The sequence below is a fragment of the Betaproteobacteria bacterium genome, from assembly GCA_016194905.1.
Classification (GTDB): domain Bacteria; phylum Pseudomonadota; class Gammaproteobacteria; order Burkholderiales; family JACQAP01; genus JACQAP01.
On record JACQAP010000005.1, the window covers coordinates 93,072 to 107,041 of the forward strand.

A 13,970-nucleotide genomic window follows, 5' to 3' on the forward strand; every position below is an offset into this window, starting at 1 on the left:
GAAGTGTATTTTACAAAACGGTCCGTCTCGTTTTAAGATGGGCTTCTGAACCGTGGCGTCTCGTTAACCAGGCGCCATCATATCACCCGCTCCCGCCGCCACGAGCACGATCGCTCCCGGCGGCGAAACCAGTTCGAAAGGCGTCCCAACCATGTGGATAGTCACCCTTGCCCTGCGCCGCCCCTACACCTTCGTGGTGATGGCGCTGCTCATCCTGATCCTCGGCATCGTCGCCATCCGCAACATGGCGACCGACATCTTTCCCAAGATCAACATCCCGGTGGTCAGCATCATCTGGCAATACAGCGGCCTGCCGCCGGCCCAGTTCGAGAAATACATCACGACGTTCAGCGAATTCACGGTTTCCTCCGCCGTCAACGACGTCAAGTCGATCGAGTCGCAGACGGTGAACGGCGCGGCGCTGATCAAGATCTTCTTCCAGCCGGGAGTCGACATCGCCAACGCCGTGGCCCAGGCCACCGCCATGTCGCAGACCATCCTGCGCCGCATGCCGCCGGGCACGATCCCGCCGCTGATCCTGCAGTACGACGCTTCCAGCGTGCCGATCATCCAGTTGCTGCTGGCCAGCAACAAGCTCTCCGAAGCTCAGCTCTACGACTTCGGCCTGTATCGCGTGCGCCAAGCCATCGCTCCGGTGAAGGGTTCGCGTCTGCCGCTGCCTTTCGGCGGCAAGCCGCGCCAGATCATGGTGGACCTCGATCCGCAGGCCCTGAACGCCAGAGGCCTCAACCCGATGGACGTCACCAACGCGTTCGCCGCGCAGAACCTCAGCCTGCCCACCGGCAGCGCCAAGATCGGCACCAAGGAATACATGGTCGGGTTGAACAGCAACCCCGAGAACATCGCGGCCATGAACGACGTGCCCATCAAGAACGTCAACGGCTCGATGGTGTACGTGCGCGACGTGGCCAACGTGCGCGACGGCTTCGGCGTGCAGACCAACGTGGTGCGCAGCGAAGGCCGGCGCGGCGCGTTGCTCACCGTCCTGAAGACCGGCGGCGCCTCGACGCTGGACGTGGTGCAGGGAATCAAGGACGCGCTGCCCGCGCTGCGCGCCACCTATCCCGACATCGAGATGAAGGAATTGTTCGACCAGTCTTCGTTCGTGAAGGCTGCGGTGGACGGCGTGGTGCTCGAAGGGCTGATCGCCGCGCTGCTGACCGCCGTCATGATCCTGCTGTTCCTCGGCAGTTGGCGCAGCACGATGATCGTGACGGTGTCGATCCCGCTGTCGATCCTGACCTCGCTCATCATCCTGTCGCTGACCGGCGAGACGCTCAACATCATGACGCTCGGCGGGCTGGCGCTCGCGGTCGGCATACTGGTGGACGATGCCACGGTGGCGATCGAGAACATCCACCGCCACGTGGAAATGGGCAAGCCGCTCGAGCAGGCCATCATCGACGGCGCGCAACAGATCGCGGTGCCCGCCTTCGTCGCCACCCTGGCGATCTGTATTGTGTTCGTCTCGGTGGTGTTCCTCACCGGCCCGGCCCAGTTCCTGTTCACGCCGCTCGCGCTTGCGGTCGTGTACGCGATGCTCGCCTCCTACGTGCTGTCACGCACGCTTGTGCCGGTGATGGCCAAGTATCTCCTGCGCGGGGAAAAACACGGCGGCGATTCACCTAACCGACCCCAAGGCCGCGGCGTGTTCTCGCGCATCCATCGCGGTTTCGAGGCGGGCTACGACGGTCTGCGCGGACGCTACGTGCGCTCGCTCGACTGGGGCCTCAACAACCGCGTCGCGCTGTTCGCGGTGTTCGGCGTGGTCGGCCTGGCCAGCCTGGCCGTGGTGCCCTTCATCGGCCGCGATTTCTTCCCGCAGGTGGATGCCGGCCAGATCCGCATGCACGTGAACGCTTCGCCGGGCACGCGCCTGGAGGAAACCGAGGAGGTCTTCACCCGGGTGCAGAAAGCCATCCGCGAGATCATCCCGCCCGAGGACATCGCGTTGTCGATGGACAACATCGGCCAGCCCCAACCGGTGAACATGGCCTTCGTGGACACCCCGGCCATCAGTGCCGCGGACGGCGAAATCCTGATCTCGTTCAAGCCCGAGCGGCACAAGTCCACGTCCGAATACGTGGAGCTGCTGCGCGCCGAACTGCCGAAGCGCTTTCCCGACGTCACTTTCTTCTTCCAGCCGGCGGACATCGTCAACCAGATCCTGAACTTCGGCCTGCCTTCGCCGGTGGACGTGCAGATTGCCGGCTACAACCCGAAGCTCTACGGCATCGCCCGCGAAATCGAACAGAAGTTGAAGGCCATCCCCGGCGCCGTGGACGTGCATCTGCACCAGATCCTGAATGCCCCGGCATTGCAGGTGACCGTGGACCGCTCGCGCGCCGCCGAGTTGGGACTCACCCAGCGCGACGTCGCCAATAATCTTTTGGTGGCGCTGTCTTCGAGCTCGATCGTGAACTTCAACCTGTGGCCGGATCCGAAGACCGGGGTCACCTACCCGATCGCGGTACAGACGCCGCAGTACAGGCTGGACTCAATCGAAGACATGATGAACACGCAGTTGCCCGGCCGCGGATCGGTGAACATGCAGATGCTCTCCAACGTGGCGACGGTGGACCGGCGCGAAGCACCGGCCGTGGTGAGCCATTACGACATCCAGCCGGTGTTCGACGTTTTCGCCAACGTACAAGGCCGCGACCTGGGTTCCGTGTCCGACGAGATCGACAAGGTCCTCGCCGACTACCTGCCGGCCAAGCCGCCGCTGTGGAAGAGCGCGCTCTGCCCGAAAGATCCTGGCATGCTGACCTCGTGGATGTGCGCGAAGCCGGCGCAGGCAAAGGGTCCGGACGGCAAACCCGTCGAGCCGAAACTGCCCCCGGGCACCAAGCTCACGGTGCGCGGCCAGGTGGACAGCATGAACACCGCTTTTACGCGCATGGGCTACGGTATGGTCTTCGCCGCGCTGCTGATCTATTTCCTGATGGTGGTGAACTTCCAGTCGTGGACCGACCCTTTCATCATCATCACCGCGCTGCCTGGCGCCTTGTGCGGCATCGCCTGGATGCTGTTCATGACGCATACGACGTTCAGCGTGCCCTCGCTCATGGGCGCGATCATGTGCCTGGGGGTGGCGACTGCGAACTCCATCCTGATCGTCACCTTCGCCAACGAGCAGCTGCGCGCCGGCAAGTCCGCGCACGATGCCGCGCTCGCCGCCGGATTCACGCGGCTGCGGCCGGTGCTGATGACCGCCTCGGCGATGATCATCGGCATGGTGCCGATGTCGCTGGGCCTGGGCGAAGGCGGCGAGCAGAATGCGCCGCTCGGCCGCGCCGTCATCGGCGGTCTGATTTTCGCGACCCTGTCCACGCTGTTTTTCGTACCCACGGTGTTCACGCTGATCCGCGAACGCCTGCACCACGCGCCCGAGCCGCAGTTGAACACTGCGCCCCAGGCCGGTTGATCATTCGACATAGAGGTTTAGCCATGGAAAACGACTCCACTGAAGAAATCACGAAAGCCCTGGCGCACCGCCGGCCGGCCGGCAGCACCAGTTATCGCACTGTCGCCATCGCGGTGGTCGCGGGAGTGCTGGTACTGACCGGTTTGTTCGGCATCGGCCTGATCCCGCGGCTGCAGACGCAGAAAGCAGTAGCGGATGTGGCGAAGGACAACCATCCGACCGTGTCGGTCATCCCGGCGATGCGCGGCAACGCCGCCACCGAAGTGAACCTGCCGGGCACGCTGCTCCCCTACCAGGAAACGCCAATCTACGCGCGCACCAACGGCTACGTGAAGCGCTGGCGCGTGGACATCGGTGCCAAAGTCGCGGAGGGCGAGTTGCTGGCCGAGATCGAGACGCCGGAAGTGGACCACGAGCTTAAGCAATCAGTGGCCAACCTCGCGCAGGTGAAAGCGCACCTGGAACTGGACCGCACGACCGCCGAACGCTGGCAGGCGCTGCTCACCCGCAAAGGCGTGTCCCAGCAGGAAGTCGACGAGAAAATCGGCGCATACGAAGCGCGCAAGGCGGACTACGCGGCGAGTGAAGCCAACGTGCAACGCCTGGAGGAAATGAAACTGTTCCAGCGCGTGGTCGCGCCCTTTTCCGGCACCATCACCGCGCGCAACGTGGAGGTCGGCCAGTTGATCAACGCCGGCGCCAACGATCCGGCGCGCTGGATGTACAAGCTCGCCAAGACCGGCACCCTGCGCCTGTACGTCAACGTGCCGCAGAATTCCATGCGCCTGATCCAGGCCGGCGCACCGGTGGACGTGATGCTGCAGGAGTTTCCGGGCAAGGCCTTCCCCGCAAAGGTCGCGCGCACCGCCGGCGCGCTCGACGCGCAGTCGAAGACGCTGCTGACCGAAGTGCAGGTGCCCAACGACAAGGGCGAATTGCTGGCCGGCATGTACGCGCAAGTGCGTTTCAAGGTGAACCAGACCCAGCCCACCATCATCCTTCCGTCGAACACCCTGATCATGCGCGCCGACGGCCCGCAGGTCGCCGCAGTGGCGAACGACGTCGTGCACATGCGCAAGGTGACCCTGGGCCGCGATTTCGGCCAGCAGGTCGAGATCATCGCCGGCCTCGACGAGAAGGAACAGATCGTCACCAATCCGCCCGACTTCCTTCGCGAAGGCGTGGTCGTCAAGGCGATTGCACCGGAACAGAAAAAATGAACGGCCAGGACATGTCTCGCGCATGCAGTTACTTGGGCCCGCGCCGGCTCGCGGTACCGGTGCTGCTGCTGGCGCTGGCCGGCTGCGCCGCGGTCGGGCCGGATTACAAGCGCCCCGAAACCGGCACGCCCAAGGCGTGGAAGGAATCCAGCCAGCAGGATGTAAATAGTGCGAAAGCATTGCCGGCCACATGGTGGGAAGTGTTCGGCGACACGAAACTGAACGAGCTGGAAGACCAGGCAAAGATCCAGAACCCGAATCTGCGGGCGGCCGCGGCGCGCGTTATGCAGGCGCGCGCGATCGCGCGGGTGTCGGAGGCGGACTTCTATCCGAAGGTGACGCTCGATCCGGCCGTCTCGCGCGATCGTTACTCGGAAAACCGTCCGGTGCAGCCGAACACGCCGGTGATCGGCTATACGGCGAACCATTTCCGGTTGCCGCTCGATGCCTCCTACGAAATCGACATTTGGGGCCGCGTGCGCCGTGCGGTCGAAGCCGCGGACGCCCGCCTGGACGCGAGCGCCGACGATTACTTCACGGTACTGCTGACCCTGCAGGCCGACATCGCGCAGAACTATTTCGCGCTGCGCTCGCTCGACGCCGAACGCGACGTGCTGCGCCGTGCCATCGGCATCCGCCGCCAGGCGCTGGACCTGATCCGCGTCCGCTACGAGGGCGGCATCGGTACCGAACTCGACGTCACGCGCGCACAAACCGAAGTCGCCTCGGCGGAATCTGAATCGATCGGCGTCAGCCGGCGCCGCGCCGAGATCGAGCACGCGATCGCGGTGCTGATCGGCAAACCACCCGCCGATTTCGCGCTTGCCGAGAATCCGCTGAACCTCGCGCCGCCGGCCATCCCGGCGGGGCTGCCTTCCGAACTCCTGGTGCGCCGTCCCGACGTGGCGCAGGCGGAACGGCTGCTGGCCGCGCGCAACGCCGAGATCGGCGTCGCCAAGGCCGCGTATTTCCCGAGCATCCGGCTGACCGGCGCGCTCGGCTTCGACAGCACGGAACTAGGCGACCTGCTGAAGTCCGGCAGCACCGCCGGATTCCTCGGTGCGGGTGTCTCGCTGCCGATCTTCGATGGCGGACGCATCAAGGGCAACGTCGATCTGGCCAAGGCCGCCTACGAGGAGAATCTGGCGCAATACCGCAGCCGCGTACTCAGCGCATTCGGGGATGTGGAAGACGCGCTCTCCGGCTTGAGAATACTCGCGGAGCAGGCCGGCGCACAGGCACGCGCACTGGCCTCCGCACAGCAAACTGCCGAGATCTCCGCAACACGATACGAAGCCGGCCTGGTGATTTTCCTGGAGTTCGTCGATGCCGAACGCACCCGGCTCGCCACCCAACGCCTCGCCACCCAGATCGACGGCCAGCGCCTGGTGGCGAGCGTAGGCTTGATCAAGGCCCTCGGCGGCGGCTGGCAGGAAGCAAACCGCGGCACGGTAATGGAGCCGCGCGCCGCGGCGAACTGATCACGAAGTAGAGGTGAGGAGTAGGAAAAAAGGGACTTAGGACTCAGTGAAACGATCTTTCCCTCGGCCCTCGTGCCTCGAACCTTGTAGTTCCGCTACATACTGAGCAGCAGCTGTGCCTGCAACAGCTCCGGTCGTTCGGTATCGCGCTTCGCGGTCAGTTGCAGCAGTTGATCGGCAAGCGCGCGGGCCATCTGCCTGTCGCCAGAGAGTTCGGCAGCGCGGGTAGCGTTGGCAATGGCGCGGTAGCGATTGGGTTCGGTTGCCGTTTCGCGCGAGAATTCGGCGAGGGCCGCGTGCGGCTTGTCCATTTCCAGCAACATCTCTCCCAACAGTTCTCGCGCCGGCACCAGCGGGCCGGGTGTGACGGGATGCTTGTCGCTGTTCGTCTCCAGCTCGACGGCTTTTTGCATGGCAGCCAGTGCCTCGTCGTTCTTGCCGTCGGCAAAGGCCAGCCAGGCTGAAGCGGCGGTAATCTGAATCTCGGTTTGTTGCGCCCAGTATCCCAGTTTCATCTTCTGCAGTTCTGCCTGGAGTTGTTTCAGCCGCTCGATATGCGCCGCTGCGACGTCACGCTTGCCGCTACGCGCGGCACCGAGCGCACGGGCATAGACATTCACAGCTTCGGCGTGGGGGAATTGTTTCCAAGGCATGTCCTTCGGCCGCAACTCGAGTTGCGCCGCCTCTTCCCAGCGCCGGCGCTCGAGCGCATACCGTGCCGGGATCGCAGCCAGGGCATAGGCTGCCGGGAAATTGGCGGCGTCGAGCTTCTGGATTTCCGACACTTCGTCCATGAGCCGCTGCGCCGCTTTGTCCTGCGAGCGCTGGAGATACGCGTACATCATGTAATCCATCGCGTGCAAGGCGTTGTAGGAACCGAGGCTCAACGATGGCGTATGCATTTCGGCTTTCGCGGCTTTGGCGGAGGCGCTGTTGGTCTCGATCGAATCTTCCCAGAGCCCGAGCCGGGTAAAGATGTGCGCCGGCATGTGCAGCGCGTGCGGTGCAGACGGCGCGATGGAAGCGTAACGTCTCGCCGCGGGCAGGCCCTTGTCCACCAACCCGGTGTAGTCGTAGGCATGGATCAGGTAATGCGCGACGCCCGGATGGTCGGTGCGGCTTTCGAACAGGGGTTGCAGGATGGCGCCGGCCTTCAGCTGGTTGGCAAAAGTCTTGTCGGTGGGCTGCGCATTGGCGATCAAGGCGAGGGCATAGAAGATCTGCGTTTCGATTTCGTCGGGATTGGCGGCCGCGACTTTCGCCGTCGACTGCTCCCATGCGAGCGCACGCGGCCTGTGCTCGGCGTCTTGCCAGTTCGCAAACAAGGCGGCGAGCGCATCGATGAAGCCTTTCTCGCGCTCGCTGCGGGCACCGACCTGCTGCGCTTTTTCGATGTATCCCGAGCCGGCCTGCATCGCCTTCGCCGGTGCCGGCCAGGCAAACGGATTGCCCAGCGCCGAGAGGGCCAATCCCCAATCGGCCATGCCGCAGGTGGGATCGAGTTCAAGGACTTTCTTGTAGGACTCGTTGGCCGGATCGAACCAGAACGAGTGGTAGAGCGCCACCGCGCGGTCGAACTCGCGCTGTGCGGCCTCGTTACAGGAAACGGGAAAATGAACCTTGCCGATTACCTCGTTAGATTTACCAGAGGATACGTCGTCATCGTGGGCCGCAGCAGGCCTGGGCGCGAAAAGAATCACGAGAGCGGCAACCGCCGCCGCAAGGTACGGGTTGCTCATGGTTTCCCCCCAGAAGAACTACCAATCCCAAATTCTGTTTATAGCCGAGGATCGGACGAGATCAAGGGCAAAGTATAGAGGTGAGAGGAAAGAGGAAAGGTAAAAACCTGCCAGACACGAACAACCAGCCACCACCTACGGTCCTGCGGGTGTTACGAGGAAAACAGAGCCGAGTTGGATTCTAGAGCGCCTAAGGTTTAGTGCTTTCACTCGAACCTCATCCCTCGAACCTCGTGTCAACCCTACAGCGGCTCCACAGGGGAGATCTGGAATCCCTGGGCAAAATCGATTTTCGATCGGCGCAGGTGCTCCAGAACCTGGTCGTTTTCCACATGTTCCACGATGGTCTTGCTTCCGGCCAGATAGCTGCGGCGCTGGATTTCAGGCATCTTGGCCGGGTCGACGGACGTCGCGCTCATCTTGACGAAATTCGGTGTGAAGGCATTCATCGCTGCAAGGGATTCGTCGCTCCCATCAATGGCGGAAAGGGTAAAGCTGCAACCGTGATGCCGGAGTTCTCCCATCAGGCGCCGCAGCCCCGTCGCGTTCTTCAGCGCGGTGTCCCATGTAATCTCGAACCCGATCGCCCCTTTGGCCAGGAACGAGTCGACAACGTACTTGCGCACGTAGGGCCCGAATTCCGCATCGAGGAGCGTCTCGCCGGAGAGATTGACATTGCTGCGCGGGACTTCCCAATCCGCCTTGACGCGCAATGCGCCGCGTACCCAGCGAGCCAGGCGGTTGACCACCCAGCGGTCGAGATAAGGCAGCAGGTGGCACTCTTCGAGAACGGGAAAAAACGTTCCCGGCGGAAGCAACATGGCGTCCTCTTCCTTGAAACGGACGAAGATCTCCTGGAACGGCCTCTGTTTCTGCGGCGCTCCGAGCGGAACGATAGTCTGGGTGTAGAGGACGAATTCGTCCTTCTGCAACGCCGAGATCAGGCGATCGGCGATATCCTTTTGTGTCTCCGGTTCCGCATCCATATTGGCAGTTGCGTCCAAGTATCAGGCTTTCGGGATCAAGCGTGCATCGCGAACATCCATTCGATTCGGGAGAGCTTTCAGCGCAGCCCTCCGCTGCCGGTTGTTCGCCCAATCCACCGACGGCGGCAGACCGATATCCTGAATCATACGGGGAAAACCGTGCGGCACCATCGCCGCGCCGCCGATCGGAACAGACGCGACTTCCGCTACGCCGCGGCGATTTCGTCCCGCCGGTTGAAGTCACGGTGAGCTTCCCATATCGCCTTGAACATCAGGTCCACATAGCGCAGGAATTCCCGCGGCATGCGCATCTGCATCGCCACCGCGCCGCGCAACGCCATCAGCGAGTTGACCGGGAAATGCGGAGTCGGGGTGAAGGGCATGCCATAGCGCTTGCCCCACAACTGCAGGTCGCCGAACGCGGCCCTTGGCCGCGACCGTCACGGCCTTTCAGGCCTTTTTCGTCGCCTGCCACGACACGAATTGCGCGCCCGCAATGCGTTTGGCCCAGATGGCGTGGTAGAGAAGATCCAGCGTGCGGTTTTCGCCCTTCACCGTAACCTCGAACTTCGCGCTGCCGCTGACGATGGCGATTGCGCCGTAGGTGCGGACCTTCGATTCGCCCTGGTGCATGCTGCGGTACTTCACATTCCCGGAGGTGATGGATTCGATGAAGCTCTTCTTGGTGTCGACCACAGTGCTCGAGTGAATGTAAACCAGGTCGTCGCCGAACAGCTTGTTCATGGCGGCGCCGTCGCCGCTCATCTGCGCCTTGAAGCGCGCTTCTTCCGCCTTCAGCGCTTCGTCGACGGTGATGGTGCCGCTGCATTCCTTCGCGCCGCTGTCAGCGGCGGCGCGAAGGATGAAGAAGTTGGTGAGTGCACGGATAAGGTTGAACATGTTGTCATCTCCTCGTTGTTGTTGGTGGCCGGCAGTGAATAAAATGCCAGGCCGGGTCAAGAGCTCTACTGCGTAATTCTTCGCTTACTTCGTACGGGGGTTTTCATTTTACCCGGCATCTCCGGAATCCCGTGGGCGCCCCTTCGTCTTGCATTGTAGGCGATTCCCCCGGGCTCGCAGCCCTCGGAGGATTCGTGCAAAGGCGCCGATTCGCTCCTGCCGGAACTCCGGTTACACTTGCGCGATCTGTCAATCCAATCGTTTCGGCACGGAGAAGTTCATGTTTCGCAGTAGGGCGAGCGGTGTCGCCATCGCGCTGGTTCTGGCCGGTTGTTCTGGCCTTGCCCCAAAGGATCCGGATCCGACGCCCATCAATCCCACGGCGGTGATGGAAACGCATCTGGTCAACGCGGGGATCAAGGGCTTTCCGGTGTTCGAGAGCACGACTCGCACTTACACCCGGTCCAACATGCAGCGCAGCGAATCGACGGCCGGCAGCGCCGGCACCATTACGCGCTTGCTGGGTAGCGCCAACGCCGACGCGCGCATCGAGCGGCTGGAACGGAAGCTGGCATGGACACTGGACGCGAAGAACAAGCAGTACGTCGAATGTCCGCTGAAGGGCTGTCCCGGCCCGATCCCGAGAAAGTCGCCGGAGAGAAAATCAGCGGATGAGGACCGGGACGCGGAATGCAGGCTGAAGATTGGCAACACGACTTTCTCCGTCGAACCGACCGGACAGCAGCGCAGCATCAACGGCTTCGACACCGAGCAGTACGAAGTGAAGTGGCTGGTCACGTTCAGGGACAACGCCTCGCGCAAATCCACCAGTACGGTCAGCATCGACCTGTGGACGACGCCGGTCACGCCGACGATGAAAGACGCGATGGCACTGGAAAAAGCCTACGCCCGCGCGCACGACAAAATTCTCGGCATCGACAGCGATACGGACAGGATGGTGGTGTTGCCGCCCGAGGTGGGCAGGATGATCAGCAGCTATCTGTCTCCGAATGTCAGTCCCACGGATCGTGCCGTGTTCCTTGCCGGAGCGAAAAAACTGGACAAGGTGAAGGGTCAGCCGATCCTGATGAACGTGAAGTGGAACTTCGCCGGCGAGGCCTGCTCGATGGACGAGACGATGAAAGACATCGGCGACAAGCCGCTGTTCACGTTCATGTCGGAAGTGAAGTCGCACAGGATGGAAGCGCTGCACGATTCGCTGTTTGCGCCGCCGAAGGATTACAAGCGCGCGAAGTAAGCGGTGTGTGAACGCCGGACAATGAGGCCGGCGCGGGCTGTGTCGCCCGTGCGCGGCGACGAAACGGCGGACTTCCGCTCGCGCAATAGGAAACTGGCGCGAATGGTTCGGGGACCCATGGAAATCGAGGAGGTCGAATGACGACGATCCGGAGCATCGTGTTCTGCATGGCGGCCGCTGCGTTCAGCGCCAATGCAGCCGCAGGCGACGAAGATGCGGTGCGCCAGACGCTCGAGGCCTATGAGCAGGCCTGGAGCCGCCACGACGCTCACGCGGTGGCGGATTTCTACTTCGAGCCGGCAATGCGCGTGAGTAAAGGCGGCCCGGTGATCCGCGCCACCCGCGCAGACCAGGAAACCTTCTTCGACGGCTATTTGCGCAGCTTCGTCGCCCGCGGCTACCAACGCAGCGAATGGGAATCGCTGGAGGTGCGCCTGATCGACACGCAGACGGCACTGGCAAGCGGAATTTCAGTCCGCTATCGCGCGGACGGTTCGATCCTGGAGCGGGTCGCCGTGACCTACGACCTGTGGAACACCGCCAGCGGCTGGAAAATATTCCTCTCCGCCACGCATGCGCCGGAGAACGCCCTGCGTTTCCGTTGACGCAACCATGCCGGATCACGCCGTGACGGGGAATTCCGGACCGGCCAGCAGCCAGGTGGGCATGTCGCTCGGGATCCTGCGGGCGGGAATTCCGGGAGCCCTCGCGGCCTGGATGGGAGACGCTGCGACAGAAGCGCAGCGTACGATCGATGCTGGCCCTGGTGTCGTTCCTGCTTCTCGTCGTCTGGCGCGTCAGCCCCTGGATCATCGTGATCCTGGCCATACTTGGGGGTGCAATGCTCTCTACGTTATGAGACTGGTGGAACCGGGATATCCATCGGCTCCGGTCGTCCCTTCGCCAGCTAGTTCCAGCCGCAATCCGGATCGGGAGCGTAGGACGACCCTTTTACGGAAAGATTCCGGGTCTTCGTACCAGTCGGGCCTACTGCGATCGGTCGCTTCGCCCACGTGTTTTCCCAATGCCCCTTGGTGCAGCCGAGCAGGATTTCGCTGCTGCCGCTCTTGCTTGCCAGCTGCGCGCAATCGTTGACGGAGGAATTCGCGGGAATGACACGCGTGAAGCTGCGATGGTCGGGATCGGTGTCGGGAAGCGTGACCAGGCAGAGCTTGCCCGGATCGGCGATGCCCTCCTTCTTGTCCTGCCATTCCTTCACGCCCTGCGCGACGAGTTGCCGCCGCAATTCGAGATAGATCCTCCTGTCCTTCTCGAATGCTTCCTTCTTGATCGCAGCGTTCGAGTAGGCGCGGCAGGCATCGAAGTACACCGCCTCGACGTCTTCGTGCTTGAGCTTGAATTCCTTCGCCTTGGTCAGCGCTTCGTCGGCTTTCGCATCGGATTCGAACAATTCCGTGAGCTGCACCGCAGCCGGAGACTGCCGGGTCTCGGCGAGTCCGGCGGGTTCGACACAGGTGGTGCCGTCGCTGAGCGTGATCACGCGGCTGATGTCTTTCTCGACCACGGGTTCCGCCACCTTCTTCGGTGTCGCACAATCGGCGACCATTACGGCAAGGAGCAAGACCACACCGCCGGAAATTCCTCTTGTTGTTGTCATCATTCCTCCATAGGGTTTTCTTGGTGTTTGCAGTTTCAGTCCACGCGGAAAGTCGGCTCCCGGCGCAAGACAGGTTCGGTTTCGCCGATGGGGACAACGCGCGTTTCTTTCCTGATCTTGACCGGCACGCTCACGCCCATCGCATTCAGCGCCATCGCACCGACACCCATGACCAGCAGCAGCATGCCGATGAACCAGCCGGCGAACGGCACGCGCGCGAACAGAAGCATCACGCCCAGCCCCATGGCGAGCAGGAAGATGCGCCGCCCTTTCGCGCCTGCGCTCGGTCCGGCAATCGCGTCGCTCACCGCCATGACGCCGGCCAGATAACCGAGGATCAGGATAATCGGCCAGGCCAGCAGCAGCATGAACGCGAAAGGAATGCCGACGATGGTGAGCATCAGCAGCACGATCGCGATCGGCGCGCAAAGGATCGTCACCAGTCCCATGGCGAGCGAGGAAATCGGTCGGGCCCGCCCTAGCTTGCTCGTGTGCGCGGTCGACTCCGGCGCCACGATGATCACCAGGATGCCGATCAGAAACAATCCGACCGTGAACGCGATGACGCCGACCCAGGCCACCACTCTGGCGACGGGCCGGTAGGTTTCGTCTTCGAAATCGAAACTCAGATAATTGATGCCGCCGATGATGACGGCAGCGGGATCGATCTGCGCCGGCACGGAACCGCGGTAAGTCAGCTTGCCCGATACGCGCGCATTCGGTCCGATGGACAGCGTGCGCGATGCGATGGTGACGTTGCCGGCGACCTCACCGTCGAGCGTGACATGCTCGCCGAATACGGCGAGCTGGCGGCCGGCTTTGCCCATCACCGTCACGCGACCGCCGACCAGTGTGGTCTTGCCGGACACCTGACCGCGCCTGGTGATCTCGACATGCCCGCCGGCGAGGCGGGCATTCCCCGCGATCGGCGCATCGATCACTACGCTGCCGCCGGTTGCATAGAGATCACCGCCCACTCGCTCGGATATGGATACGCCGCCACCGGCAAGCAACGCATCGCCATTGACGGGCTTGTTCAAATCCACCTGCCCGCCCGCGACGAAGGCATCGCCTTCCACTGTGCTGCCGGGCGACGCATTGGTACCGGTACCGAAGTAGTCGCCGGCGATGACGGTTTCGTGTGCGCCCGGACGCTGCCCTTCCACTGCGTGGCCGATGGCCGGAGGCAGGAGTAACAGAATGAACGTGATGGCGTGACGACGTGACGGTCGTAACGATCGGAAAAGCCTTTCGATATTATTGATTTCTGATTTCACAAAATCCTGCCGCGGCTTTTTGTTTCGCTGTTCACTGAACACC

Annotated in this window: 11 protein-coding genes; 5 read left to right on the forward strand and 6 right to left on the reverse strand. The window is 62.7% G+C overall.

The window, feature by feature from the left end; translation table 11 throughout:
- Positions 1 to 151 precede the first annotated feature (151 nt).
- The 3 genes from HY067_01645 to HY067_01655 are packed head-to-tail and all read left to right on the forward strand — an operon-like array spanning position 152 to position 6,149.
- Entirely contained in the window at positions 152 to 3,448 is a 3,297-nt protein-coding gene (locus HY067_01645) for an efflux RND transporter permease subunit (GenBank protein MBI3526651.1), read from the forward strand.
- A gap of 23 nt (positions 3,449 to 3,471) precedes the next feature.
- Positions 3,472 to 4,668: an efflux RND transporter periplasmic adaptor subunit gene (locus HY067_01650; GenBank protein ID MBI3526652.1), complete on the forward strand. Its 1,197-nt coding sequence runs from the start codon at positions 3,472 to 3,474 to the stop codon at positions 4,666 to 4,668.
- Between the two features lie 11 nt (positions 4,669 to 4,679).
- Positions 4,680 to 6,149: an efflux transporter outer membrane subunit gene (locus HY067_01655; GenBank protein MBI3526653.1), complete on the forward strand. Its 1,470-nt coding sequence runs from the start codon at positions 4,680 to 4,682 to the stop codon at positions 6,147 to 6,149.
- Between the two features lie 95 nt (positions 6,150 to 6,244).
- Here HY067_01655 and HY067_01660 read toward each other — a convergent pair whose 3' ends face one another.
- The 4 genes from HY067_01660 to HY067_01675 form a co-directional block, all read right to left on the reverse strand.
- The gene (locus tag HY067_01660) at positions 6,245 to 7,888 is read right to left on the reverse strand and encodes a hypothetical protein (protein ID MBI3526654.1); all 1,644 of its coding nucleotides are present in this window, start codon (positions 7,886 to 7,888) and stop codon (positions 6,245 to 6,247) included.
- 242 nt (positions 7,889 to 8,130) lie between these two features.
- Positions 8,131 to 8,874 carry an EAL domain-containing protein gene (locus tag HY067_01665; GenBank protein ID MBI3526655.1) on the reverse strand — a complete coding sequence of 248 codons (744 nt, stop codon included), beginning with the start codon at positions 8,872 to 8,874 and terminating at the stop codon, positions 8,131 to 8,133.
- A 206-nt stretch (positions 8,875 to 9,080) separates the two neighbouring features.
- The gene (locus HY067_01670; protein ID MBI3526656.1) at positions 9,081 to 9,278 is read right to left on the reverse strand and encodes a DsbA family protein; all 198 of its coding nucleotides are present in this window, start codon (positions 9,276 to 9,278) and stop codon (positions 9,081 to 9,083) included.
- Between the two features lie 46 nt (positions 9,279 to 9,324).
- Entirely contained in the window at positions 9,325 to 9,774 is a 450-nt protein-coding gene (locus tag HY067_01675) for a nuclear transport factor 2 family protein (protein ID MBI3526657.1), read from the reverse strand.
- 280 nt (positions 9,775 to 10,054) lie between these two features.
- On the opposite strand from HY067_01675, the gene HY067_01680 reads away from it, so the two are divergent.
- Positions 10,055 to 11,032 (forward strand): hypothetical protein, encoded by a 978-nt coding sequence (locus HY067_01680; protein ID MBI3526658.1) that lies wholly within the window; start codon positions 10,055 to 10,057, stop codon positions 11,030 to 11,032.
- Positions 11,033 to 11,169: 137 nt separating this feature from the next.
- Entirely contained in the window at positions 11,170 to 11,637 is a 468-nt protein-coding gene (locus tag HY067_01685; protein MBI3526659.1) for a DUF4440 domain-containing protein, read from the forward strand.
- Positions 11,638 to 11,939: 302 nt separating this feature from the next.
- Here HY067_01685 and HY067_01690 read toward each other — a convergent pair whose 3' ends face one another.
- Positions 11,940 to 12,650: a hypothetical protein gene (locus tag HY067_01690; protein MBI3526660.1), complete on the reverse strand. Its 711-nt coding sequence runs from the start codon at positions 12,648 to 12,650 to the stop codon at positions 11,940 to 11,942.
- A 35-nt stretch (positions 12,651 to 12,685) separates the two neighbouring features.
- A complete protein-coding gene (locus tag HY067_01695) occupies positions 12,686 to 13,816 on the reverse strand; it encodes a polymer-forming cytoskeletal protein (GenBank protein ID MBI3526661.1) in 1,131 nt (376 codons plus the stop codon).
- Between the last annotated feature and the right edge of the window lie 154 nt (positions 13,817 to 13,970).